This is a genomic window from Bacillus sp. D48C (assembly GCF_053345735.1).
In genome coordinates, this window is record NZ_JBKFAQ010000001.1 from 526481 (window position 1) to 549200 (window position 22720).

At 36.7% G+C, this 22720-nt stretch carries 21 protein-coding genes and 1 pseudogene; 19 read left to right on the plus strand and 3 right to left on the minus strand.

The genetic code is table 11. The annotated features are described in order from the left end of the window. The first annotated feature begins 4 nt into the window (after positions 1 to 4). Positions 5 to 2326: a DNA internalization-related competence protein ComEC/Rec2 gene (locus tag ACLBXA_RS02825; protein WP_097826030.1), complete on the plus strand. Its 2322-nt coding sequence runs from the start codon at positions 5 to 7 to the stop codon at positions 2324 to 2326. Between the two features lie 31 nt (positions 2327 to 2357). On the opposite strand, the gene ACLBXA_RS02830 is transcribed toward ACLBXA_RS02825, so the two are convergent. Next, entirely contained in the window at positions 2358 to 2492 is a 135-nt protein-coding gene (locus ACLBXA_RS02830; protein WP_000997609.1) for a YqzM family protein, read from the minus strand. A 345-nt stretch (positions 2493 to 2837) separates the two neighbouring features. Between ACLBXA_RS02830 and holA the strand changes: the two genes are divergently transcribed. Further along, complete coding sequence (gene holA, locus ACLBXA_RS02835; RefSeq protein WP_001279923.1) at positions 2838 to 3848, plus strand: DNA polymerase III subunit delta; 1011 nt, start codon at positions 2838 to 2840, stop codon at positions 3846 to 3848. Positions 3849 to 3933: 85 nt separating this feature from the next. Here holA and rpsT read toward each other — a convergent pair whose 3' ends face one another. Continuing rightward, positions 3934 to 4191 (minus strand): 30S ribosomal protein S20, encoded by a 258-nt coding sequence (rpsT, locus tag ACLBXA_RS02840; RefSeq protein WP_001274012.1) that lies wholly within the window; start codon positions 4189 to 4191, stop codon positions 3934 to 3936. A 180-nt stretch (positions 4192 to 4371) separates the two neighbouring features. Between rpsT and gpr the strand changes: the two genes are divergently transcribed. From gpr to ACLBXA_RS02910, 14 genes are all read left to right on the plus strand, one after another. After that, positions 4372 to 5475 carry a GPR endopeptidase gene (gpr, locus tag ACLBXA_RS02845; RefSeq protein WP_447617099.1) on the plus strand — a complete coding sequence of 368 codons (1104 nt, stop codon included), beginning with the start codon at positions 4372 to 4374 and terminating at the stop codon, positions 5473 to 5475. After that, positions 5472 to 5837, plus strand: a complete 366-nt coding sequence (locus tag ACLBXA_RS02850) for a YqxA family protein (RefSeq protein WP_001207093.1) — start codon at positions 5472 to 5474, stop codon at positions 5835 to 5837. Before gpr ends, ACLBXA_RS02850 begins: the two co-directional genes overlap by 4 nt. 210 nt (positions 5838 to 6047) lie before the next feature. Next, positions 6048 to 7871, plus strand: coding sequence for an elongation factor 4 (gene lepA / locus ACLBXA_RS02855; protein WP_001030948.1), 1824 nt, complete (start codon positions 6048 to 6050; stop codon positions 7869 to 7871). Positions 7872 to 8001: 130 nt separating this feature from the next. Continuing rightward, entirely contained in the window at positions 8002 to 8376 is a 375-nt protein-coding gene (locus ACLBXA_RS02860; RefSeq protein WP_001293539.1) for a winged helix-turn-helix transcriptional regulator, read from the plus strand. Between the two features lie 51 nt (positions 8377 to 8427). After that, positions 8428 to 9567 carry a radical SAM family heme chaperone HemW gene (gene hemW, locus ACLBXA_RS02865; protein ID WP_000249440.1) on the plus strand — a complete coding sequence of 380 codons (1140 nt, stop codon included), beginning with the start codon at positions 8428 to 8430 and terminating at the stop codon, positions 9565 to 9567. 133 nt (positions 9568 to 9700) lie between these two features. Further along, a complete protein-coding gene (hrcA, locus tag ACLBXA_RS02870; protein WP_000954943.1) occupies positions 9701 to 10717 on the plus strand; it encodes a heat-inducible transcriptional repressor HrcA in 1017 nt (338 codons plus the stop codon). Between the two features lie 114 nt (positions 10718 to 10831). Beyond that, a complete protein-coding gene (gene grpE / locus ACLBXA_RS02875; protein WP_000392711.1) occupies positions 10832 to 11398 on the plus strand; it encodes a nucleotide exchange factor GrpE in 567 nt (188 codons plus the stop codon). A gap of 26 nt (positions 11399 to 11424) precedes the next feature. Beyond that, complete coding sequence (dnaK, locus tag ACLBXA_RS02880) at positions 11425 to 13260, plus strand: chaperone protein DnaK (protein WP_000034701.1); 1836 nt, start codon at positions 11425 to 11427, stop codon at positions 13258 to 13260. Between the two features lie 204 nt (positions 13261 to 13464). Next, entirely contained in the window at positions 13465 to 14580 is a 1116-nt protein-coding gene (dnaJ, locus tag ACLBXA_RS02885; RefSeq protein WP_000043947.1) for a chaperone protein DnaJ, read from the plus strand. Between the two features lie 28 nt (positions 14581 to 14608). Beyond that, positions 14609 to 15547, plus strand: coding sequence for a 50S ribosomal protein L11 methyltransferase (gene prmA / locus ACLBXA_RS02890; protein WP_000872098.1), 939 nt, complete (start codon positions 14609 to 14611; stop codon positions 15545 to 15547). A gap of 144 nt (positions 15548 to 15691) precedes the next feature. Further along, a complete protein-coding gene (locus tag ACLBXA_RS02895) occupies positions 15692 to 16441 on the plus strand; it encodes a 16S rRNA (uracil(1498)-N(3))-methyltransferase (protein WP_063675696.1) in 750 nt (249 codons plus the stop codon). A gap of 6 nt (positions 16442 to 16447) precedes the next feature. Further along, positions 16448 to 17800, plus strand: coding sequence for a tRNA (N(6)-L-threonylcarbamoyladenosine(37)-C(2))-methylthiotransferase MtaB (gene mtaB, locus ACLBXA_RS02900; RefSeq protein ID WP_000108679.1), 1353 nt, complete (start codon positions 16448 to 16450; stop codon positions 17798 to 17800). Positions 17801 to 18121: 321 nt separating this feature from the next. Then, entirely contained in the window at positions 18122 to 18295 is a 174-nt protein-coding gene (gene rpsU / locus ACLBXA_RS02905) for a 30S ribosomal protein S21 (protein ID WP_000048061.1), read from the plus strand. A 15-nt stretch (positions 18296 to 18310) separates the two neighbouring features. Continuing rightward, positions 18311 to 18754 carry a GatB/YqeY domain-containing protein gene (locus ACLBXA_RS02910; RefSeq protein WP_000054582.1) on the plus strand — a complete coding sequence of 148 codons (444 nt, stop codon included), beginning with the start codon at positions 18311 to 18313 and terminating at the stop codon, positions 18752 to 18754. Positions 18755 to 18889: 135 nt separating this feature from the next. On the opposite strand, the pseudogene ACLBXA_RS02915 reads toward ACLBXA_RS02910, so the two are convergent. Then, positions 18890 to 19520: pseudogene (locus tag ACLBXA_RS02915) on the minus strand (DUF4253 domain-containing protein). A 415-nt stretch (positions 19521 to 19935) separates the two neighbouring features. Between ACLBXA_RS02915 and yqfC the strand changes: the two are divergent. The 3 genes from yqfC (at position 19936) to ACLBXA_RS02930 (ending at position 22539) form a co-directional block, all read left to right on the plus strand. After that, positions 19936 to 20229 (plus strand): sporulation protein YqfC, encoded by a 294-nt coding sequence (gene yqfC, locus ACLBXA_RS02920; protein WP_000732269.1) that lies wholly within the window; start codon positions 19936 to 19938, stop codon positions 20227 to 20229. A 147-nt stretch (positions 20230 to 20376) separates the two neighbouring features. Continuing rightward, positions 20377 to 21576 (plus strand): sporulation protein YqfD, encoded by a 1200-nt coding sequence (gene yqfD, locus ACLBXA_RS02925; RefSeq protein WP_000792496.1) that lies wholly within the window; start codon positions 20377 to 20379, stop codon positions 21574 to 21576. A gap of 3 nt (positions 21577 to 21579) precedes the next feature. Further along, on the plus strand, positions 21580 to 22539 hold the full coding sequence (locus ACLBXA_RS02930; protein WP_000840522.1) for a PhoH family protein: 960 nt from the start codon (positions 21580 to 21582) through the stop codon (positions 22537 to 22539). Positions 22540 to 22720: the final 181 nt, after the last annotated feature.

The following is a 22720-nucleotide window of genomic DNA, read 5'->3' on the forward strand; positions in this document are numbered from 1 at the left end:
TAAGTTGCAGGAACAATGGGGGTATGTTGCAATCTCGTTTATAATAGGGATTGCAATTGCCTTTTCCTCGTCACTTTTATTGATAGTTTTTTGCCTCTTTTTAAATATTTTCTTCTGTTTATATCGCACTTCGCGTAAAACCTTCTTTTTTTGCATTGTAGCGTGCTTTAGTGGCGCTATATACACTTCTTATGTTCAAGGGTGGAATAAGTCTCTAGGAGAGTCCTATGGAGTTACAAGAGGTGTTATACAAAATACACCGCTTGTTAATGGCGATCGCCTATCTTTTCAATTTGAAGATCACAATAAAAATATAGTGCAATTAAGTTATAGAATAAAATCAGCTCTGGAAAAGGAAAAAATGCAACAATTATACGCAGGGATATCATGTGTATTCGAGGGTGAGAGGAAAGAACCACAAACAGCTCGGAATTTTCATGGTTTTAATTACCGTGATTATTTATACAAGCAACATATTCATTTCACATTTGAGGCTACATATATTTCTGAATGCTATAAAACATCACTGTCGCTTATGCAATGGATTCTCCTTTTGAGGCAACAAGCAATCTCGAAAGTTACAGAAATGTTTCCAGAGCAATCAGGTGCTTTTATGAATGCGTTACTATTTGGTGATAGACAACAAATGACGTTTGAAGTGGAAGAGCAATATCAACAGTTTGGTCTTATACATTTGTTAGCAATTTCAGGTTCGCACATTGTATTGTTAATGGGGATAGTATATTTTATTTTGCTAAGAAGTGGTGCGACGAGGGAGGTAGCAACAATTTGCCTTATCGTCTGTATTCCTTTGTATATGGTTTTAGCAGGGGCGTCACCATCTGTTATAAGGGCTTCTATAGCAGGAGTTTTGATGTTGATTGCTTTTATGTGCTCGATTCGTTTATCTAGTTTAGATGCTTTAAGTGTAACAGCTATATGTATGCTTATATATGACCCTTATCTTGTTTTTAATATTGGATTTCAGTTTTCTTTTGTAGGTAGCTTCGCTTTACTTTTGTCTGCTCCGTTCTTATTAGGGAGTAGCAACGGAGTAATCCGAAATTCTATTTATATTTCTATCATTTCACAGCTCGTTAGTACTCCGATCTTGTTATATCACTTTGGTTATTTTTCTCCATATAGCATTTTCCTCAATCTTTTATACGTTCCGTTTTTATCTATCATTGTATTACCATGTAGCATTATTATTTTACTGTGTATGCCAATTGTCCCGTTTCTCGCAAAAGGATTTGCGGATGTGTTATCAATAGGCTTGAGTATGTCTAATGTTCTTCTAAGTTATTGTGAAAGTTTACCATTTAACCAGCTTATTTTCGGGAAAACGTCCTTCAATCTTGTAGCTGTATATTGCACGAGTATTGTCAGTATATTGATAGTTTGGGAAAGGAGAGCGCCGAAAAAAATGGTTTGTATAGTTGTGAGTATATTTCTTTTTATTAGCACGTGTCATTATGTATATCCATATTTTAGAGGAAGCGGAAGTGTAACATTTATTGATGTTGGACAAGGTGATGCAATATTAATTCGCCTTCCGTATGATAAAGGGGTTTATCTTATTGATACAGGTGGAACGCTTCGTGTCAATAAGGAAGAGTGGCAACAAAAAAAGCATGAATTTTCTGTTGGAACTGATGTTTTAATACCCTATTTACAAAAAGAAGGTATTAAAACAATTGATAAATTAATCGTAACGCATGGAGATGCAGATCATATAGGTGCTGCGCAAGAATTATTATCATATATACCTGTAAAAGAAGTTGTATTTGGCCGGAAGGGAAAAGATGCAGTATTAGAAAAAGTAGTAAAGAAACAGGCATTAGAAAAGGAAATGAAAATAACTGAAGTGGGGGAAGGGGAAAGTTGGAGTGTAAATGAAGCTGAGTTTTTCGTTTTAGCTCCAAAAGGAAAAGAAAAAAGTGAAAATAATGCTTCAATTGTAATATGGGCAAAATTTGGAGGATTGACGTGGCTATTTACAGGCGATTTAGAAGAAGAAGGAGAGCAGTTTTTAGTATCTGCGTATCCAGATTTGCGAGTGGATGTTTTAAAAGTTGCTCATCATGGAAGTAATACGTCATCTATAGAGTCTTTTTTGAACGTTATACAGCCCCGTGTAGCGATTATATCTGTTGGTAAGCAGAATAGATATGGACACCCGCATAAAGAAGTAATAGAACGTTTGGAGAAGATGGGGAGTGCGATATGGCGCACGGACAAGCAAGGTGCTATTTCCTATGTTTTTAAAGGGGAAAATGGAACCTTTCAAAGTAAAATCACATATGATAAGACATATAATAGGTGAAAAAGAGAAGACTGCCATGAAGTGGCAGTCTTTAAGAACCGATAAATTTAATAACAGTTGCAATGATGAAAAGTGTTGCGAAAAAACCAAATGAGACGATAAATCCTACCCCTGAATCAATAGCGTCATTGCGTTTACTTTGAACGTTTTGTTCAAAATCATTCATTTAGAATCCCTCCCCAACATTCCACTTTAGTATAAAATATTGTCAGAAAAAAATCTACAATTTCAATGTGAAGAGAAAATGAGCTTTTTGCGAATTTTAGATTATGAAGTAACGTGAGTTTTTTGTTTCCAAGCATGTTAACAGTTGGCACTTATACTGGAATTTTTATTGTGAATAATAAAGGGAAGGTGATTACCGCACACCAATAAGAAACCCGGGGCTTATTGCGTGGCGTTTAATATAAATAAAGGGACGGGTTATAAAGCCTGTTCCTTTGTACTTGTAAAACAAAAGCTAGGGCATTAGTATAAATATATATTGCCAAGTTAGGGAGTAGGAAAAAGTATGAGTGATATACATAAAAAAATTAAAAAGAAACAGTTTGCTCCGTTATATTTACTATATGGGACGGAAGCTTTTTTTATAAATGAAACGATAAAGCTTATTACGACAGAAGCACTTGAAGAAGAAGATCGAGAGTTTAATGTTGTGACATACGATTTGGAAGAAGCGTATTTAGAAGATGTGGTTGAGGATGCGCGTACGCTTCCTTTCTTTGGAGAGCGGAAAGTACTGTTAATAAAATCACCGCTATTTTTGACTTCGCAAAAAGAAAAGTTAGAGCAAAATATAAAAATTTTAGAAGAATACATTGGTGAACCTTCTCCATTTTCTATTCTTGTTTTTGTTGCGCCTTACGAAAAACTTGATGAGCGAAAAAAAATTACAAAACTATTAAAGAAAACAGCAGATGTAGTAGAAGCGAATGCGATGCAAGTGCAGGATGTTCAGAAGTGGATTGTTGCTCGAGCAGATGAAGTGCATGTGCACATTGATAACGCGGCTGTTAGTTTGTTGCTAGAGCTTGTGGGAAGTAATGTAACGATGTTGGCGAAGGAAATGGACAAGTTAACGTTATACGTTGGTATGGGCGGAGAGATTACGACGAAACTTGTTGCAGAGCTTGTGCCAAAATCAGTTGAGCAAAATGTATTTGCTTTGACAGAAAAAGTGGTGAAAAAAGATATTGCAGGTGCAATGCAAATTTTGGATGGATTATTTACGCAGCAGGAAGAACCGATTAAATTGCTTGCGTTATTAGTGAGTCAATTCCGTTTGTTGTATCAAGTGAAAGAGTTACAGCAACGTGGTTATGGGCAAAATCAAATTGCATCTCATATTGGTGTACATCCGTATCGTGTAAAATTGGCGATGAATCAAACGAAATTTTTCTCTTTTGAAGAATTAAAAAAAGTGATTATAGAATTAGCGGAAGCTGATTATAGTATGAAGACGGGAAAGATGGATAAGAAACTTGTGCTCGAGTTTTTCTTAATGCGATTAAATCATATGTGATGACACAAAAAAAGTTCATGTACCTAGTGCATGAACTTTTTTTGTATATAAAAAAACGATCCAAATGGATCGTTTTTTAAACGCCTTACGCGTTTACTTGTTTCGCTAAGCGAGATTTTTGACGAGATGCAGCGTTTTGGTGGATAAGACCTTTACGAGCTGCTTTGTCAAGTTTTTTAGAAGCAGTTTTGAAAGCTTCTTTAGCATTTTCAAGATCGTTATTAGTAACTAAAGCTTCTACAGTTTTAACAGCAGAACGCATGTCAGACTTGATAGAAGCGTTATGTGCACGACGCTCTTCGCTAAGTTTAGCGCGTTTGATAGCAGATTTGATGTTTGCCATACTTTTCACCTCCCTGGTGCAATCGAATGACTCGATTCTTACATAGAACAAGTGATATTCTATCAAACGGTGAAGAGAATTGCAATAGTATATCCATGAAATTTCACGTAAAGGAAAGAATGACCTTATATAACTTTGGGAAATCTAACGATATTTACTATGAATTACGGAGGAGATACGATGAAAGAACCATTGGATTTAAGTAAATATAGCGTTAGAACTGACCTTGCTGTAGAAGCTCATCAAATGTTGCAAGAAAGCCAAGAAGAACAAAAAGGGATACAGGGGGTAATTGTAAAAGAGAGGGAAGAAGAAGGTACTATAATTACAAAAGTAACAATTGATGAAGCTGCCTCTGAAGCGATGGGTAAAAAACCTGGAAATTATTTAACGCTTGAAGTACAAGGTATACGTCAGCAAGATACAGAACTTCAACAAAAAGTGGAGCGTATTTTTGCAAAAGAATTTTCTTATTTCTTAGAAGAGGTTGGTGTTACAAAAGAAGCGAGCTGTTTAATTGTAGGCCTTGGGAATTGGAATGTAACACCGGATGCTCTTGGGCCAATAGTTGTAGAAAATGTATTAGTAACGAGACATTTGTTTCAATTGCAGCCTGAAAGTGTAGAAGAAGGATTCAGACCTGTTAGTGCAATTCGGCCGGGAGTAATGGGGATTACAGGCATCGAAACGAGCGATGTTATTTATGGGATTATTGAGAAGACAAATCCAGACTTTGTAATTGCGATTGACGCATTAGCTGCCCGTTCTATTGAACGAGTAAATAGCACGATACAAATTTCTGATACTGGAATCCATCCTGGATCAGGGGTTGGGAATAAACGTAAGGAACTAAGTAAAGAGACATTAGGTATCCCTGTTATCGCAATTGGTGTTCCGACTGTGGTCGATGCCGTTTCGATTACAAGTGATACGATTGATTTTATTTTGAAACATTTTGGTCGAGAGATGAAAGAAGGAAACAAACCTTCAAGATCTTTGTTACCAGCGGGATTTTTATTTGGAGAAAAGAAAAAATTAACAGAAGAAGATATGCCAGATGAAAAGAGCCGAAATATGTTTTTAGGTGCTGTTGGTACGTTAGAAGAAGAAGAAAAAAGAAGGTTGATTTATGAAGTGCTATCGCCTCTTGGTCATAACTTAATGGTGACCCCAAAAGAAGTAGATACTTTTATTGAGGATATGGCGAATGTAATAGCGAGTGGTTTAAATGCAGCGCTGCATCATCAAATTGATCAAGATAATACGGGAGCGTATACACATTGAGGGAGAAAGATGATAATAGTTTGAGTCGTTTTGCGCTTTTGTGTATATGTAGTGTAGCTTTATGTTTACTTATGATGATAGCAGGAGTGTCACTTGCTAATCATGGTTTGAAAAGTATGAAAGGTTATCGGCAATTGTCGTATGAACAAATAGCTCATATGACAGGGACAGAGAGTACAGGTGCTGAATCAGAAATTTTGGGTAGTTCGTTTTCAGCTTCAGAAAAACAACAACAATTAGAACGTTTAAGAAGTTTTAATGTTGTAGAAGGAATTGGGATGGCGTTAGCAAGTGTAGCTTATGAAATGACGAAGTTCGGAACGGATATAGTTGTTGGGAAAATAAAGGGGATTTTTAGCTAAGAGTAGCATGGGAGATGGTTGTTTTACTGATTTGTAAGACAACCGTTTTAAAATTTGAAAAGGGTTTGTCTCTTATGGTTTATTCGCATAAGATATAGATAGAATGATTTGTATCGTAAGCAGCACGAGTTTTCATTGAATCTTTGTTGCTCTATTGATATAATCAGTGCTAGTGTATATTGGCGAGACTATTAGGAGTTGAGAACATAGATGAACAAAGAAGAAAGAGCAAAAAGACAGTCCAAAATTCGTAATTTCTCTATTATTGCTCATATTGACCACGGAAAATCAACGTTAGCAGACCGTATTTTAGAGAAAACAAATGCGTTAACACAACGCGAAATGAAAGCTCAGTTGCTTGACTCTATGGATTTAGAGCGTGAGCGTGGTATTACAATCAAATTAAACGCAGTACAATTAAACTATAAAGCAAAAGATGGTGAAGAGTATATTCTTCATTTAATTGATACACCAGGACACGTCGACTTTACGTACGAAGTATCTCGTAGTTTAGCGGCTTGTGAAGGCGCGATTCTTGTAGTAGATGCAGCGCAAGGTATTGAAGCGCAAACGTTAGCGAACGTATACTTAGCGCTTGATAACAACTTGGAAATTTTACCAGTTATCAATAAAATCGACTTACCAAGTGCGGATCCAGAACGTGTACGTCAAGAGGTAGAAGATGTAATTGGTTTAGATGCATCAGAAGCGGTACTTGCTTCTGCAAAAGCTGGAATTGGTATTGAAGAAATTTTAGAACAAATTGTTGAAAAAGTACCAGCTCCGGCAGGTGATTCAGAAGAGCCGTTACAATGTATGATTTTCGACTCTTTATATGATCCGTACCGTGGTGTAATTGCTTATATCCGTGTTGTAAATGGAACGGTAAAAGTTGGCGATAAAGTACGTATGATGGCAACGGGTAAAGAATTTGAAGTAACAGAAGTAGGTGTATTTACACCGAAAACTACGCAACGTGACGAGTTAACAGTAGGTGATGTAGGTTTCTTAGCAGCATCTATTAAAAACGTAGGTGATACACGTGTTGGTGATACGATTACACATGCGAAACGTCCAGCTGCAGAGGCGTTACCAGGTTACCGTAAATTAAACCCGATGGTATTCTGTGGGCTGTATCCAATTGATTCTGCTCGTTATAACGATTTACGTGATGCGTTAGAAAAATTAGAGTTAAACGATTCTGCTCTTGAGTTTGAACCAGAAACATCTCAAGCGTTAGGATTTGGTTTCCGTTGTGGATTCTTAGGACTTCTTCACATGGAAATCATTCAAGAACGTATTGAACGTGAATTTAAGATTGACTTAATTACAACAGCGCCAAGCGTTATTTATAAAGTTTATTTAACAAACGGTGAAGATGTTATTGTTGATAATCCATCTAATATGCCAGACCCACAGTCTATCGATCGTGTAGAAGAGCCGTTTGTGAAGGCTTCAATTATGGTTCCGAATGACTATGTTGGAGCTGTAATGGAAATTTGCCAAGGTAAACGTGGAACGTTTATTGATATGCAATATTTAGATGAAACGCGTGTTACATTAACATATGAAATCCCGTTATCAGAAATCGTATATGACTTCTTCGATCAATTGAAATCAAATACGAAAGGGTATGCATCATTTGATTATGAGTTAATTGGTTATAAACCATCTAAACTTGTGAAAATGGATATTCTTTTAAATAATGAACAAGTGGATGCTTTATCATTTATCGTACACCGTGATTCAGCGTATGACCGTGGTAAAGTAATTGTAGAGAAATTAAAAGAATTAATTCCGAGACAACAGTTCGAAGTGCCAATTCAGGCGACTATCGGAAATAAAGTTGTAGCACGTTCTACAATTAAGGCGATGCGTAAAAACGTACTTGCAAAATGTTACGGCGGTGACATTTCTCGTAAGCGTAAACTTCTTGATAAGCAAAAAGAAGGTAAAAAACGTATGAAGTCTGTTGGTTCTGTAGAAGTGCCGCAAGAGGCATTCATGGCTGTACTGAAAATGGATGACAACTAATATTTGAAATAAAAAAGAAGTCGTTTGTACGGCTTCTTTTTTCTGTATAATTACTTTTTAGACATCTGAGCAGCTCTCATTTACAATAATGAGAGAGCTTTTTAGTTCATATAGAGTTAGGAGATTGTTAATGTCCGAAAATATTCGAAAAGATATTCAAGATAAAATACAAAATGGCAATTTTAATTGTGAAAAGGAATTGACGCTTTCTATTATTAGTGGAAAGTGGAAAGTTGTGATACTGTGGCATCTTGGTGTGGAAGGGCCTCATCGTTTTAGTGAATTACAACGGTTATTCCCAAGCATTTCTCATAAAGTTTTGTCGAACCAATTAAAAGAGTTAATGGAAGATGGGATTGTTGATCGAACAGTATATCCCGAAATTCCTCCTCGTGTTGAGTATTATATGACGGAACTAGGCATGTCACTTTTACCGATCGTTGAAATGATGTATGATTGGGGAAAAATGCGAATGGAACAAATTCGTAATACGTTAGAGAAGTAGAGAATCCTCCGGAGTGCGGAGGTTTTCTTTTTAGAAAGGTAGGAGTTATATTTGGTACAAGCTGCATATATTCATATCCCGTTTTGTCAGCACATTTGTCACTATTGTGATTTTAATAAAGTGTTTATTGAACGCCAACCGGTTGATCAATATTTAGATTATTTAGAGAAGGAAATAATAAATACGGTTCAAAGAGTTCCGTTTGATAGTATGAAAACGATTTTTGTGGGCGGTGGAACTCCGACAGCGTTAAATATGGAACAGACAAAAAAATTACTCGAGATTATTAATCGTCATTTGCGCCCGTTTGCTCCGAATTGTGAATTGACATTTGAAGCGAATCCAGGAGATCTACCGAAAGAGAAGTTGAATGTACTACTAGAAGGTGGAGTGAATCGAATTAGTTTTGGTGTGCAAACGTTCCGTGATGAACTGCTTGAGAAAATCGGGCGCAAGCATACGAGGGAAGATGCATTCCTAGCGATTCGAGAAGCTCAGGAAGTAGGCTTTAAAAATATTAATGTAGATATTATTTATGCTTTGCCAGGACAAACGATAGAAGATGTGAAGGAAACATTAGACATTGCTTTTACGCTTGGTGTACAACATTTCTCGGCATATTCATTAATTGTGGAACCTAAAACAGTGTTTTATAACTTAATGAATAAAGGGAAATTGCGTCTTCCGGGTGAAGACCATGAAGCGAAAATGTATGAAATGGTAATGGATGAAATGGAGAAACACGGTTATAACCAGTATGAAATTAGTAATTTCTCAAAAGGTGACAATAAAAGTAGACATAATCTCACATACTGGAATAATGAAGAGTATTATGGCTTTGGAGCTGGAGCTCATAGTTATGTGAATGGGGAACGTATTCAAAATGTAGGTCCGCTGAAGCAATATTTTAATAAAATTGATGAAACAGGATTTCCGTATTTAGATGTTCACGTGGTGACGGAGAAAGAAAAGATGGAAGAAGAGTTGTTCTTAGGACTTCGAAAAACAAAAGGTGTATCTAAAATAGCATTTCAAAAGAAATTTAATATGGAGATGGATCAAGTTTTCGCGAAGCAGTTACAAAACAACCAAGAACAAGGATTGCTTGAAGAGAGCGATGGATATGTTCGTTTAACGCGAAAAGGAAAATTATTAGGGAATGAAGTATTCCAATCATTTTTAATTGACTAATTAAATGTTCCATTAACGTGAAAAAGTTTCATTATTTCGTGACGTTTCCGTTGACAATTGAATGTCAATTTTGGTAAGTTATTAATAGATTTAGCACTCAAAGACAAAGAGTGCTAACAGAGGTGATGATGAGATGCTTACGGAACGTCAGCTCTTAATTTTACAAACAATTATTGATGACTTTATTGGATCAGCGCAGCCTGTTGGGTCTAGAACGTTGGCTAAAAAAGATGAAATTACATTTAGTTCAGCTACTATTCGAAATGAAATGGCGGACTTAGAAGAATTAGGTTTTATTGAAAAAACGCACAGTTCTTCTGGACGTGTTCCTTCTGAGAAAGGCTACCGATTTTATGTAGACCATCTTTTAGCGCCGCAAAACTTACCGAACGCTGAAATTGTACAAATTAAAGATTTATTTGCTGAAAGAATTTTTGAAGCGGAAAAAATTGCACAGCAATCTGCTCAAATTTTATCAGAACTTACGAATTATACGGCCATTGTTCTTGGACCGAAGTTAAGCACAAATAAACTTAAAAATGTACAAATTGTGCCGCTTGATCGTCAAACTGCAGTCGCTATTATTGTAACTGATACAGGGCATGTACAAAGTAAAACGATTACCGTTCCGGAATCTGTTGATTTATCAGATTTAGAAAAAATGGTTAATGTTTTAAATGAAAAGCTATCTGGCGTACCGATGGAAGAACTTCATAATAAAATCTTTAAGGAAATTGTTACAGTTTTACGTGGGTATGTTCATAATTATGATAGTGCAATAAGAATGTTAGATGGTACATTTCAAGTTCCGTTATCGGAAAAGATATACTTTGGAGGAAAAGCAAATATGCTTTCGCAGCCAGAGTTCCATGACATTCAAAAGGTTAGATCTTTGCTTACCATGATTGATAATGAAGCTGAATTTTATGACATTTTGCGTCATAAACAAGTCGGGATTCAAGTGAAAATTGGTAGGGAAAACACTTCGACGGCTATGGAGGATTGCAGTTTAATTTCTGCAACATATTCGATCGGCGAAGAGCAACTTGGAACAATTGCTATTTTAGGTCCGACAAGAATGCAATATTCTCGTGTAATTAGTTTGTTACAGTTATTTACGAGACAATTTACAGATGGACTTAAAAAGTAAATGAGAGTAATACATTCGCTCAAGTGATGAAATTTTCATTGCTGTGTGTAATATATAATGCTTAGGTAATCATGCTATGCATGATACCTAATACCTTTTAAGGAGGTGAATATTGTGGAAGAGCGTAACGAACAAGTGGTAGAAGAAGTAAAAGAAGCGCAAGTTGAAGAAGCTGTCACGCCAGAAAACAGTGAAGAAACTGTAGAAGAAAAAAGTGAGGCTGCTCTTTTACAAGAAAAAGTAGATGAGTTACAAGCGAAACTAACGGAAACGGAAGGTCGCACATTACGTCTACAAGCTGATTTTGAAAATTATAAGCGCCGCGTCCAAATGGATAAACAGGCTGCTGAAAAATATAGAGCACAAAGTCTAGTTTCAGACATTTTGCCAGCTCTTGATAATTTTGAAAGAGCAATGCAAGTGGAAGCGACTGATGAGCAAACGAAATCCTTGTTACAAGGCATGGAAATGGTGCATCGTCAATTGTTAGAAGCGCTGACTAAAGAAGGTGTGGAAGTGATTGAAGCTGTTGGTAAACAGTTTGATCCTAATGAACACCAAGCTATTATGCAAGTGGAAGATAGTGAATTTGAATCAAACGCGGTTGTGGAAGAATTCCAAAAAGGTTATAAATTAAAAGACCGTGTGATTCGCCCATCAATGGTAAAAGTAAATCAATAATTTACATAAAACTAGGAGGATTCGCCATGAGTAAAATTATCGGTATTGACTTAGGTACAACAAACTCTTGTGTAGCTGTTATGGAAGGTGGAGAACCAAAGGTTATCCCAAATCCAGAAGGAAACCGTACAACACCTTCTGTTGTAGCTTTCAAAAATGAAGAACGTCAAGTTGGGGAAGTTGCAAAGCGCCAAGCAATTACAAACCCAAATACAATCATGTCTGTTAAACGTCATATGGGTACAGACTACAAAGTAGAAGTTGAAGGTAAAGATTATACACCTCAAGAAATTTCTGCAATCATTTTACAAAACTTAAAAGCTTCTGCTGAAGCATACTTAGGTGAAACAGTAACGAAAGCTGTTATTACAGTACCTGCATACTTCAACGATGCAGAGCGTCAAGCAACGAAAGATGCTGGTCGTATCGCTGGTTTAGAAGTTGAGCGTATCATTAACGAGCCAACAGCAGCAGCACTTGCTTACGGTTTAGAAAAACAAGACGAAGAACAAAAAATCTTAGTATATGACTTAGGTGGCGGTACATTTGATGTATCTATCCTTGAGTTAGCAGACGGCACATTCGAAGTTATTTCAACTGCTGGTGACAACCGTCTTGGTGGCGATGACTTTGACCAAGTTATCATCGATCACTTAGTAGCTGAGTTCAAAAAAGAAAATAACATTGATTTAAGCCAAGATAAAATGGCGCTTCAACGCTTGAAAGATGCAGCTGAAAAAGCGAAAAAAGATCTTTCTGGTGTAACACAAACTCAAATTTCATTACCATTCATTAGTGCTGGAGCTGCTGGTCCATTACACTTAGAATTAACGTTAACAAGAGCGAAATTCGAAGAGCTTTCAGCAGGTCTTGTTGAAAGAACATTAGAGCCAACTCGTCGTGCATTAAAAGACGCTGGTTTTGCTCCAAGCGAATTAGATAAAGTTATTCTTGTTGGTGGATCTACTCGTATCCCAGCTGTACAAGAAGCTATTAAACGTGAAACTGGTAAAGAGCCATATAAAGGTGTAAACCCTGATGAAGTTGTAGCATTAGGTGCTGCAGTTCAAGGTGGCGTACTTACTGGTGATGTAGAAGGCGTTCTATTATTAGACGTAACTCCACTTTCTTTAGGTATTGAAACTATGGGTGGCGTGTTCACGAAATTAATCGAGCGTAACACTACAATTCCAACAAGTAAGTCACAAGTATTCTCGACAGCTGCTGATAATCAACCAGCAGTAGACATTCACGTATTACAAGGTGAGCGTCCAATGTCAGCTGACAACAAAACGTTAGGTCGTTTCCAATTAACTGACCTTCCACCAGCACCACGTGGTATTCCACAAATCGAAGTAACATTCGATATTGATGCGAACGGTATCGTTAACGTACGTGCGAAAGACTTAGGAACAAGCAAAGAGCAAGCTATTACAATCCAATCTTCTTCAGGTCTTTCTGATGAAGAAGTAGAACGTATGGTACAAGAAGCGGAAGCAAATGCTGACGCTGACCAAAAACGTAAGGAAGAAGTTGAACTTCGTAACGAAGCTGACCAACTTGTATTCCAAACAGACAAAGTTGTAAAAGATTTAGAAGGTAAAGTAGATGCAGCTGAAGTTGCAAAAGCAACAGAAGCGAAAGAAGCATTACAAGCTGCAATTGAGAAAAACGAGCTTGAAGAAATTCGTGCGAAAAAAGATGCTTTACAAGAAATCGTACAACAATTAACTGTTAAATTATACGAGCAAGCTCAAGCAGCTGCTGGTCAAGCAGAAGGTGCGCAAGGTGCACAAGACGCTGGCACGAAGAAAGACAATGTAGTTGACGCTGAGTTTGAAGAAGTAAAAGAAGACAAGTAATTCAACTGTAAACATAATAAGTAAGATGACAAAAAGTCAAAGTCAAGCGTGCCTTGACTTTGGCTTTTTTCACGAATGAGAAGTGATGTGTGAGGATCTTAAGTTTTTCGCTTTGCATACTGTAAGTGAGGAAACTTTGTTGCAAAGCACTTTCTTTCGGTGTTAAAATTACGTTTATGTGAAAGATTCGGGGGTTGTAAATTTATGAGTAAACGAGACTATTATGAGGTCCTTGGACTTAGCAAGGGCGCTTCAACAGATGAAATAAAAAAAGCGTATCGTCGTTTGGCTAAAAAATACCATCCAGACGTAAGCAAAGAAGAAAATGCAATTGAAAAGTTTAAAGAAGTACAAGAAGCATACGAAGTGTTAAGTGATGATCAAAAGCGTGCGCAGTACGATCAATTTGGTCATGCTGGTGCAAATCAAGGATTCGGTGGATTTGGCGGCGGAGGAGACTTCGGCGGTGGCTTCGGTTTTGAAGATATATTTAGTTCTTTCTTTGGCGGTGGCGGCGGCAGACGCCGTGATCCAAATGCTCCGCGCCAAGGTGCTGACTTACAATATCAAGTCACTTTAGATTTTGAAGAAGCTATTTTTGGTAAGGAATTAAATGTGGAAATTCCAGTAGAAGATCCATGTGATACTTGTAAAGGTAGTGGAGCAAAACCAGGAACTTCAAAAGAAACATGTAAACATTGTTCAGGCTCTGGTCAAGTGAGTGTAGAGCAAAACACACCGTTTGGTCGTATCGTAAACCGTCAAGCTTGTGGTCATTGTTCAGGAACTGGACAAATTATTAAAGAAAAATGTACGACATGTCACGGTTCAGGTAAAGTTCGTAAACGTAAAAAAATCAATGTTAAAATTCCAGCGGGTATCGATAATGGTCAACAAATTCGTGTGTCTGGAAAAGGTGAAGCCGGCGTAAATGGCGGACCAGCAGGAGACTTATATGTTGTCGTTCATGTAAGAAATCATGAATTCTTCGAGCGTGAAGGAGATCACATTATTTGCGAAATGCCATTAACATTTGCGCAAATGGCGCTTGGTGATGAAGTGGAAGTTCCTACTGTTCATGGTAAAGTGAAGCTGAAAATTCCAGCAGGAACACAAACTGGAACAGAATTCCGCTTAAAAGGAAAAGGTGCTCCGAACGTACGTGGATACGGCCAAGGAGATCAATATGTAGTCGTTCGTGTTGTTGTACCGACGAAATTGACTTCACAGCAAAAAGATTTATTACGTGAATTTGCAGGACAAGAAGAGCAGGATGATAGTTTATTCGGAAAGCTTAAACGTGCTTTCAAAGGGGAATAATGGAAATAAAAAATGGAGTTGGTAAATTGTGAAATGGTCAGAAATTAGTATTCATACAACAGAAGAAGCAGTAGAAGCTGTCTCTCATATTTTACATGAAGCTGGTGCTAGCGGAGTTGCGATTGAGGATCCAGCGGAGTTAACGAAAGAGCGCGAGCAACAATATGGTGAAATTTATGCATTGAATCCAGATGAATATCCGGCGGAAGGTGTATTAATAAAAGCATATTTCCCGCAAACGGATTCTTTACATGAAACGATTGCAGGTGTAAAATCATCTATTGATGTGCTTCCATCTTACGACATTGAAATTGGTACTGGAAATATTACCGTTAACGAAGTCAATGAAGAAGATTGGGCTACTGCTTGGAAAAAATATTACCATCCAGTACAAATTTCTGATACATTCACAATCGTACCGACGTGGGAAGAATATACACCATCTTCTCCTGATGAAAAAATCATTGAATTAGACCCAGGTATGGCGTTTGGTACAGGAACTCATCCAACAACAACGATGTGTATTCGTGCTTTAGAAAAAACAGTACAGCCAGGTGACGCTATCATTGATGTAGGAACAGGTTCTGGTGTGCTTAGTATTGCAGCGGCAAAATTAGGTGCGTCTTCTGTTCAAGCATATGATTTAGATCCGGTTGCAGTTGAAAGTGCAGAAATGAATGTGCGTTTAAATAAAACAGATGATATCGTGTCTGTTGGGCAAAATAGTCTTTTAGAAGGTATTGAAGGTCCTGTTGATTTAATCGTAGCTAACTTATTAGCAGAAATTATTCTTTTATTCCCTGAAGATGCAGCGAGAGTTGTGAAGTCAGGTGGATTATTTATTACATCGGGCATTATTGCTGCGAAGGAAAAAGTAATTTCTGAGGCGTTAGAACAAGCTGGATTTACAATTGAAGAAGTGTTACGAATGGAAGATTGGGTAGCAATTATTGCACGAAATGCGTAATATAGATTTTAGTCTATAATGAAAAGGGGAGTCTCTCACTATAAGGTGAGGGACTTGCCGTTTGTTATATGAAAAATGATAATGTTTCGTTCTTTTCGTAAGTGTTGACTTACGAAAGGAACGAAACTCTACTAAGGTGATTATATGCAACGTTATTTTGTAGAAGAAAAACATGTAAGTGAAGCAAAAATTCGCATTGTAGGTGATGATGTACATCACATTGCGAGAGTAATGCGTATGACAGCTGGCGATCAAATTTATTGCTGTGTAAACGGAAAAACAGCAGTATGTTCAATTGATGAAATTACCAGTGAATTTATTAATACGGCTATTGTAGAATGGGTAGAGGCGTCAAGTGAACTTCCTGTTTTCGTGACGATTGCAAGTGGACTGCCAAAAGGAGACAAGCTAGAGTTGATTTTTCAAAAAGGAACTGAGCTTGGGGCAGCTGCATTCTTACCATTTCAAGCATCTCGCTCTATCGTAAAATGGGATGCGAAAAAAGCTGATAAAAAAGTTGAGCGTTTAAGAAAAATTGTGAAAGAAGCTGCGGAACAATCACATAGAAGTGAAATTCCGGAAGTACATGCTCCGGCATCATTTAAGCAACTGCTTAAAATGAGTGGTGAGTATGATGTTTGTCTTGTTGCTTACGAAGAGGAAGCAAAACAAGGCGAGAAATCTAATTTTGCGAAAGCTTTAACGACAATGAAACCAGGTCAAAAGCTATTGATTGTATTTGGCCCAGAAGGCGGTTTAGCTGAGGAAGAGATTACAGCGCTTCGTGAACATAAATTTGTACCATGTAGTTTAGGACCAAGAATTTTAAGAACAGAAACGGCGCCGTTATACGCGTTAAGTGCTGCTTCGTATCATTTTGAATTGATGGGGTGATGATCAATGTCAACTGTTGCGTTCCATACGTTAGGTTGTAAAGTAAACCACTATGAAACAGAAGCCATTTGGCAATTGTTTAAACAAGGTGGTTATGAAAGAACAGAATATGAAAAGAAAGCTGATGTTTATGTTATTAACACATGTACAGTAACGAATACTGGGGACAAAAAAAGCCGTCAAGTAATCAGACGTGCTGTGCGTCAAAATCCAGATGCAGTTATTTGCGTAACGGGATGTTATGCACAAACATCTCCAGCTGAAATTATGGCGATTCCAGGTGTAGATATTGTAGTTGGTACACAGGATCGTGAAAAGATGTTAGGTTACATCGAAGAATTCCGTAAAGAGCGTCAACCAATTAATGCTGTCCGCAATATTATGAAAACACGTGTGTACGAAGAACTTGATGTACCTTATTTCACGGATCGTACACGTGCGTCTTTAAAAATACAAGAGGGTTGCAATAACTTCTGTACATTCTGTATCATTCCTTGGGCGCGTGGTTTAATGCGTTCTCGTGATGGAAAAGAGGTTATTAAACAAGCACAACAATTAGTGGATGCAGGCTATAAAGAAATCGTATTAACGGGTATTCATACAGGTGGATACGGCGAAGATATAAAAGATTATAACTTAGCTGGATTACTTCGTGATATGGAAGCGGAAGTAGGCGGATTAAAACGTCTTCGTATTTCTTCTATTGAAGCGAGTCAAATTTCAGATGAAGTAATTGAAGTGTTAGATAAATCTGAAGTAGTTGTACGTCACTTGCATATTCCGTTGCAATCTGGTTCTAATACTGTATTAAAACGTATGCGTCGTAAATATACGATGGAATTCTTCCAAGAGCGTTTAGATCGTTTGAAAGAAGCGTTACCAGGCCTTGCGATTACATCTGACGTAATCGTTGGTTTCCCAGGTGAAACAGAAGAAGAATTCATGGAAACATACAATTTCATTAAAGAGAACCGCTTCTCTGAGTTACACGTGTTCCCTTATTCAAAACGTACAGGAACACCTGCAGCACGCATGGAAGATCAAGTTCCTGAAGATGTGAAGAACGATCGTGTTCATCGTTTAATTGAGCTATCTAATCAATTAGCGAAAGAATATGCATCAGCGTTTGAAGGTGAAGTGCTTGAAATCATTCCAGAAGAGCAATTTAAAGACGGCGACCGTGAAGGGTTATATGTAGGGTATACAGATAACTACTTGAAAATTGTATTTGAAGGATCAGAAGAATTAATTGGTAAGCTAGTGAAAGTGAAAATTACGAAGGCTGGCTATCCATATAACGAAGCGCAATTTGTTCGTGTTCTTGAAGATGATGTGAAAAAAGAATCAGCAAGCGCATAAAAAAGAGCGTGCAACCGGAAATGGTTTGCATGCTTTCTTTATTTGAAGCGGTTAAGTACTAGAAGGTAGGGAGGCGTTTCGTGCATCCCTGTATGAAAAAAGTTGAAATGATAAAAATATAGTTGTCTTCATGAAAGAAGGATACTAGATATTTGTATAACTTTTGAAAAGGAAATGCTTCTATTCTTCTTTTATTCTGCCAAATAGTTGACCTGAAGTGATAAAATGTATTATAATCGTAAAAGACATGCTGAAGAAGTGTTTCTTTTTGCATGCTGAAGTTAGTATGTAAGTGTGATGTTTCGGAGGGAGGGAAAGAGAATGTCAAAAACAGTCGTTCGTAAAAACGAGTCTTTGGAGGATGCACTTCGCCGTTTTAAAAGATCGGTTTCTAAAACTGGTACACTTGCTGAAGCAAGAAAGCGCGAGTTTTATGAAAAACCAAGTGTAAAACGTAAGAAGAAATCTGAAGCGGCAAGAAAGCGTAAATTCTAAGAGAGGGTGTAAGTTATGAGTCTTCTCGGTCGTTTAAACGATGATATGAAACAAGCGATGAAGAATAAACAAAAAGAAAAATTAACCGTTATCCGTATGGTTAAGGCTGCTTTACAAAATGAAGGTATTAAACTGCAACATACTCTTACTGAAGAAGAGGAAGTAACAGTTTTAGCTCGTGAAGTAAAACAGTATAAGGACTCCCTCCTTGAATTTAAAAAAGCTGGTCGTGAAGACCTTGTTAATAAACTGCAAAGTGAAATTCAGATTTTAAGCGCATATTTGCCAGAGCAATTAACTGAAGAAGAACTAGTTGATGTAATCAAACAAGTTATTTCTGAAGTTGGTGCGACTTCTAAAGCAGATATGGGTAAGGTGATGACTGCTGTTATGCCGAAAGTAAAAGGTAAAACAGACGGATCACTTGTGAATAAGTTGGTTATCCAGCTATTAGCATAAAAAAACGTCTCATTTCGTATGAGACGTTTTTTTATTGTTCTTATTAAGGAAAAACACTATATTGCTTAAAAAGCGTTTCTGTAAGTGATAGAAACGCCTCTGGTATGTAAAAAAGGGTAACGGCCTTAGTTATGATTAATCCCACCATAAAAAAAGCTTTTTCGTTTTCTTAATTTCTTCGACTAACTCCTCAATGCTTTCTGTTCCTTGTTCCACTATATCTGGACAAAATTCATACATTTCTTGCGCGAAAGATTGCATTTCGGCGTCTGTAGGTAACACGCTAAAAATGGTATCAACCCAGTCATAATCTGCACTGATTATGATAAAAGGATAGCGATCATTCCATTTTCTTAGTTTAAAAATAACATCTTTATTGCTAACTTCGTAATTAACGCCATTTGTTGGTTGGATTGCAAGGATATCAAATTGGCCATTTCCTTGTATACTTCCAATGCTACACTTACTCTTACTTCCTTGACTAAAACTTCTTTCACAAATAAAAGCTAAGTATGGGGGGCTGAAGTTCAGATTGAAGTTTTATAACTTGCTGTTCAGCATAATCTTCAAAGGTAACGACAGAGACTCCAGCTATTTTAGATTTTGAATCAGTTGCATAGAAGGGCTAGATGCTACTGTCAGTGACTTGTTTTATAACATTCAAAATTTCTTGACTAAATCCAATTTCCTTTCGTATTTCCTCGCTTATTAATTCATTTTTTTGTTTTTTAGTGAATCCTAATATTTTTTGAAATTCATATAACAACTACCTATAAAGTATTCTTACTTACAACGTAAAATTTAGAGTGGAGCAATTTCTTTTTCGAATTTTATTTCATTTGTCTAATGAATGACAACTACTTATTCTATGGTCAGTATGTCACGCCCAGAACAAATTGTAACAGGGTTTTTCAAGTTTCTAACTTCTCACTAGGCTCAATTTCTTCATGCAACTTGTACTGATATCCCCTAGGGGCGCATATTCTTGTATTAATACTTCTATTATTAAGGATCACATCCTCTGATCCATCATTGTCCCGATAAATATGATTTCATATAGCGACTGTTTTATTAACATGATATGAACTCTTACAGAATATAGTTATGTTAGTGAAGTCGTTATAACACGATAGGCACTTGTGAAGAAATACATATATGGGATGAGAGGGGGGTCTTTCGAGATGAAGAAATTAGAACAAATGAAAAATTGGTTAACAAAACAAGTAGACCTACCAGTGGATGTATTAATGGATCTACCTCGGATTACTCTTGTTGGGCAAATACATATTTATATAGAAAATCATCGGGGACTATTAGTGTTTTCAGATAAAGAAGTGCGATTGCTTTTAAAACACGGTCAATTACTAATTAAAGGACAATCCTTTGTTATTAAAACGATTCTTCCAGAAGAGCTTTTGCTCGAAGGGATAATTGAGCAAGTAACATTTTTAGAAAATGAAAAAAAAGGTGATTGAAGTGAAACTTCCATTAGTGAAGTTTTTCTTCTTTATCCTGTAAAAGTTTCGTTGATAGAGATCGATTACAGTTTTACTTTGTTTCATTTTAGTACGAGCTATTTTAATGCTTCAAATCTACTTTTAGAAAGGTAGTGAAGGTGGTAAATGAAAAATAAATGGTTTATAAAGTGGCTTGGATATGTAAAAGTGCGAATTGAAGGTAGAGGAGCGGAACGGTTTGTTAATGAATGTGTACGGAGGAATTTATTAGTTTGGGATGTTAAGAAGATAGCTGATGAAACGTTAGTTTTTTGTATGTTGTTACGCGATGTGAAAAAAATAAAACCAATTTATAGAAAAAATGAATGTAAATTATACTTTATTGGACGTTATGGTTTTCCTTTTTGGAATAAGCGTTTAATTAAAAACAGTGGATTTTTAATTGGGTTTTTAATTTTCTTTTTTGGCGTGATTGCAATGTCCAATATGGTTTGGAAAATTGAAATTACAGGAGCAAAACCTGAAACAGAATATATATTGATGAAAGAATTGGATAAAATGGGTATTAAAAAAGGAAAACTACAGTTTCAAATGCCGAATGTAGAAGATGTACAACGCCATTTGACAGATAATATTAATGCCATTACTTGGGCGGGATTAGAAGTAAGAGGAACGACGTATCATTTTAAAATTGTTGAAAAAAACGAACCGAAAAAAGAAAAGGAACAAATGCCGCAAAATTTAGTAGCAAAAAAAGAAGCGATTATTACAAAAACGTTTGTAGAAGTTGGAAAGCCGGTTGTACTGAAAAATGATCATGTGGAAAAAGGGCAGATTCTCGTATCGGGAATATATGGTAATGAGGAAAGTCCAACGATTGTTTCAGCGAAAGGTATTGTGTATGGCGAAACGTGGTATACATCTAAGGTGGATGTCCCGTTAAAGACGCAATTCCAAGTGTATACTGGTAATGTATACAATGAACATTTTCTTAAATTTGGGGGTACGAAAATAAAAATATGGGGATTTCAACATGATAAGTATAAACGCTCTCGTACTGAAAGCGTAAAGCATGATGTGAAATTATTTGGTTTTACACTGCCGATTGCATATGAAAAAGATGTTGTGAGAGAAGAGGAAGAAGCGAACCGAGAATATACAGAAAAGCAAGCGCTGAAAGTAGCGAAAGAGATGGCCGAAAAAGAACTAAAGAAAAAATTGGATGAACATGCTATGATTGTAAGTGATAAGATTTTGAGTAAAGAGGTTGAGGCGGATCAACTAAAAGTCACATTGCATTATACTGTGATTGAAAATATTGCAGAGCCACAACCAATATCCGAATCCGATATTCAAGGAGACTGAGTAATGGCAGAACAATTAGTAGAAATGAACCAACAATTGGAAAATACTAACGAAGCAATCGCTCTTTTTGGAGTCAATGATGCGCATTTAAAAGTAATTGAACGAGAACTGAATGTATCGATCGTAACTAGAGGAGAAACTGTTCATGTATCTGGGGCAGTTGAAACGGTGACACTCGTAGAAAAAATCTTACAGCAATTACTTGTTGTAATTCGTAAAAGTATATCAATTTCAGAGAGAGATGTTGCGTATGCAATTCAGCTCGCACAACAAGGGAAAGTTGCTCAATTTGAAGAGTTATATGAAGAAGAAATTTTCAAGACTGCAAAAGGTAAATCCATTCGTGTAAAAACAATGGGGCAAAGACGATATATTCATGCAATGAAGAAGAATGATATTGTCTTTGGGATAGGGCCTGCAGGAACTGGAAAAACATACTTAGCCGTAGTAATGGCTGTGAGAGCTTTAAAACAAGGATATGTAAAGAAAATCATTCTAACAAGACCTGCTGTAGAAGCTGGAGAAAATTTAGGTTTTTTACCAGGGGATTTGAAAGAGAAGGTAGATCCATACTTACGCCCATTATATGATGCCTTACATGATATTCTTGGACAAGAATATACGCAGCGTATGATGGAACGAGGAGTAATTGAAATCGCGCCGCTTGCTTATATGAGGGGGCGTACGCTTGATGATTCATTTGTTATTTTAGATGAGGCTCAAAATACAACGGGTGCTCAAATAAAAATGTTTTTAACAAGATTAGGTTTTAGTTCTAAAATGGTTATTACAGGCGACCCTTCACAAGTAGACTTGCCAAAAGGGGTAAAATCAGGGCTATCTATAGCTGCTAATATTTTATCTGGTGTATCAGGTCTGTCATTTATTACATTAGAACAAACAGACGTTGTCAGACATCCATTGGTGCAACGTATTATTGAGGCATATGATAAAATGGAATGATCCTATTTGTCAGGATCATTTCTTTTTGTATGATAAGGTTGGCGAACGGCATATTTTTTACTATCATGAAAGATAAGGAAAATAAACTATAGGTACTGGTGTATAAAATGTTACCTCAAAGTATCGTTGGGTAGAAGAAATGAAAGCTATAAATAGTTTCACTTTATTTCTGGAGAGGAGA

Excerpts from the sequence above, each read along its gene's own strand:
- dnaJ (WP_000043947.1), top strand. The coding sequence starts at position 13,465 with ATGAGTAAACGAGACTATTATGAGGTCCTTGGACTTAGCAAGGGCGCT.
- ACLBXA_RS02830 (WP_000997609.1), bottom strand. The coding sequence starts at position 2,492 with ATGAATGATTTTGAACAAAACGTTCAAAGTAAACGCAATGACGCTATT.
- dnaK (WP_000034701.1), top strand. The coding sequence starts at position 11,425 with ATGAGTAAAATTATCGGTATTGACTTAGGTACAACAAACTCTTGTGTA.
- rpsT (WP_001274012.1), bottom strand. The coding sequence starts at position 4,191 with ATGGCAAACATCAAATCTGCTATCAAACGCGCTAAACTTAGCGAAGAG.
- holA (WP_001279923.1), top strand. The coding sequence starts at position 2,838 with ATGAGTGATATACATAAAAAAATTAAAAAGAAACAGTTTGCTCCGTTA.
- yqfC (WP_000732269.1), top strand. The coding sequence starts at position 19,936 with ATGAAGAAATTAGAACAAATGAAAAATTGGTTAACAAAACAAGTAGAC.
- ACLBXA_RS02930 (WP_000840522.1), top strand. The coding sequence starts at position 21,580 with ATGGCAGAACAATTAGTAGAAATGAACCAACAATTGGAAAATACTAAC.
- hrcA (WP_000954943.1), top strand. The coding sequence starts at position 9,701 with ATGCTTACGGAACGTCAGCTCTTAATTTTACAAACAATTATTGATGAC.
- mtaB (WP_000108679.1), top strand. The coding sequence starts at position 16,448 with ATGTCAACTGTTGCGTTCCATACGTTAGGTTGTAAAGTAAACCACTAT.
- lepA (WP_001030948.1), top strand. The coding sequence starts at position 6,048 with ATGAACAAAGAAGAAAGAGCAAAAAGACAGTCCAAAATTCGTAATTTC.
- ACLBXA_RS02860 (WP_001293539.1), top strand. The coding sequence starts at position 8,002 with ATGTCCGAAAATATTCGAAAAGATATTCAAGATAAAATACAAAATGGC.
- gpr (WP_447617099.1), top strand. The coding sequence starts at position 4,372 with ATGAAAGAACCATTGGATTTAAGTAAATATAGCGTTAGAACTGACCTT.
- rpsU (WP_000048061.1), top strand. The coding sequence starts at position 18,122 with ATGTCAAAAACAGTCGTTCGTAAAAACGAGTCTTTGGAGGATGCACTT.
- yqfD (WP_000792496.1), top strand. The coding sequence starts at position 20,377 with ATGAAAAATAAATGGTTTATAAAGTGGCTTGGATATGTAAAAGTGCGA.
- ACLBXA_RS02910 (WP_000054582.1), top strand. The coding sequence starts at position 18,311 with ATGAGTCTTCTCGGTCGTTTAAACGATGATATGAAACAAGCGATGAAG.
- ACLBXA_RS02895 (WP_063675696.1), top strand. The coding sequence starts at position 15,692 with ATGCAACGTTATTTTGTAGAAGAAAAACATGTAAGTGAAGCAAAAATT.